Source organism: Seonamhaeicola algicola, from assembly GCF_007997385.1.
In the GTDB taxonomy this organism is placed as follows: domain Bacteria; phylum Bacteroidota; class Bacteroidia; order Flavobacteriales; family Flavobacteriaceae; genus Seonamhaeicola; species Seonamhaeicola algicola.
Genome location: NZ_VOSC01000017.1, coordinates 1 through 2,247 on the forward strand (window position 1 = coordinate 1; position 2,247 = coordinate 2,247).

The window sequence follows — 2,247 nt, forward strand, 5'->3', positions numbered from 1 at the left end:
AAAAAAACTTAAAAAAGTTTTGTGAGTTTAAAAAAGGGTTTTATATTTGCACCCGCTAAACGAGGAAACGACATTTAGAGAAGAAATAAAGTTCATAAACATATTGAAATTGACAGCGTAAATATTAACTGGAAACGGTTGATATATAACAAGAGAATAAACCATTTTGAGTACTGAAGATTCTATTAGTTGTTAAAGAAACAGTCGTAAGACTTAAAAATTTAACGATGAAGAGTTTGATCCTGGCTCAGGATGAACGCTAGCGGCAGGCCTAACACATGCAAGTCGAGGGGTAACAGAGGAGCTTGCTCTTGCTGACGACCGGCGCACGGGTGCGTAACGCGTATACAATCTGCCTTGTACTGGGGGATAGCCTTTAGAAATGAAGATTAACACCCCATAGCATTATAGATTCGCATGATGAAATAATTAAAGGTTACGGTACAAGATGAGTATGCGTCCTATTAGCTAGTTGGTGTGGTAACGGCACACCAAGGCAACGATAGGTAGGGGCCCTGAGAGGGGGATCCCCCACACTGGTACTGAGACACGGACCAGACTCCTACGGGAGGCAGCAGTGAGGAATATTGGACAATGGGCGGAAGCCTGATCCAGCCATGCCGCGTGCAGGAAGACTGCCCTATGGGTTGTAAACTGCTTTTGTACGGGAAGAAACACTCCTACGTGTAGGAGCTTGACGGTACCGTAAGAATAAGCATCGGCTAACTCCGTGCCAGCAGCCGCGGTAATACGGAGGATGCAAGCGTTATCCGGAATCATTGGGTTTAAAGGGTCCGTAGGTGGATTTGTAAGTCAGAGGTGAAATCCTGCAGCTTAACTGTAGAACTGCCTTTGATACTGCTAATCTTGAGTCATTATGAAGTAGTTAGAATATGTAGTGTAGCGGTGAAATGCATAGATATTACATAGAATACCAATTGCGAAGGCAGATTACTAATAATGTACTGACACTGATGGACGAAAGCGTGGGGAGCGAACGGGATTAGATACCCCGGTAGTCCACGCCGTAAACGATGGATACTAGCTGTTCGGCTTCGGCTGAGTGGCTAAGCGAAAGTGATAAGTATCCCACCTGGGGAGTACGTTCGCAAGAATGAAACTCAAAGGAATTGACGGGGGCCCGCACAAGCGGTGGAGCATGTGGTTTAATTCGATGATACGCGAGGAACCTTACCAGGGCTTAAATGTAAGTTGCATGATTTAGAGATAGATCTTTCTTCGGACTACTTACAAGGTGCTGCATGGTTGTCGTCAGCTCGTGCCGTGAGGTGTCAGGTTAAGTCCTATAACGAGCGCAACCCCTGTTGTTAGTTGCCAGCATGTAAAGATGGGAACTCTAGCAAGACTGCCAGTGCAAACTGTGAGGAAGGTGGGGATGACGTCAAATCATCACGGCCCTTACGTCCTGGGCTACACACGTGCTACAATGGTAGGGACAGAGAGCAGCCACACCGCGAGGTGGAGCGAATCTATAAACCCTATCTCAGTTCGGATCGGAGTCTGCAACTCGACTCCGTGAAGCTGGAATCGCTAGTAATCGGATATCAGCCATGATCCGGTGAATACGTTCCCGGGCCTTGTACACACCGCCCGTCAAGCCATGGAAGCTGGGAGTGCCTGAAGTCCGTCACCGTAAGGAGCGGCCTAGGGTAAAATCGGTAACTAGGGCTAAGTCGTAACAAGGTAGCCGTACCGGAAGGTGCGGCTGGAACACCTCCTTTCTAGAGAAAGACGACTAGTAGTGTAATTTTTTTAAGAAAGAAATAGTTTATTCTTCTTGCTGTTAATTTAAAGATATACTAGTTATTAGTTTCTAGTTGTTAGTTATTAGTATAACAACCAATAATTAATAATAAGAGACCAATAACCAAAGAGTAACAGTCTCATAGCTCAGCTGGTTAGAGCGCTACACTGATAATGTAGAGGTCGGCAGTTCGAGTCTGCCTGAGACTACCAAGTTCATTAAATATTGAAAGGAAATTCTAGAAGTTGAGAATTCTAAATTCGTAATTCTGAATTCTACGTTCTGAATTCATTACGGGGAATTAGCTCAGCTGGCTAGAGCGCTTGCCTTGCACGCAAGAGGTCACCGGTTCGACTCCGGTATTCTCCACAAAACCTAGATAAGTCTAGGATAAAAGTTCATTGACATATTGAAAAAGATACATGATAATTAGATAGAAATATTTAATATAAAATTATAATAATTGTAACGAGCAATTATAT

The 2,247-nt window shown here is 44.2% G+C and carries 2 tRNA genes and 1 rRNA gene; all 3 read left to right on the forward strand.

Annotation, left to right across the window (positions count from 1 at the left end):
• Positions 1-224: 224 nt before the first annotated feature.
• A 16S ribosomal RNA gene (locus FUA26_RS05425) occupies positions 225-1,742 on the forward strand.
• A gap of 158 nt (positions 1,743-1,900) precedes the next feature.
• Positions 1,901-1,977: transfer RNA gene (locus FUA26_RS05430), tRNA-Ile, on the forward strand.
• Positions 1,978-2,060: 83 nt separating this feature from the next.
• Positions 2,061-2,134: transfer RNA gene (locus FUA26_RS05435), tRNA-Ala, on the forward strand.
• Positions 2,135-2,247: the final 113 nt, after the last annotated feature.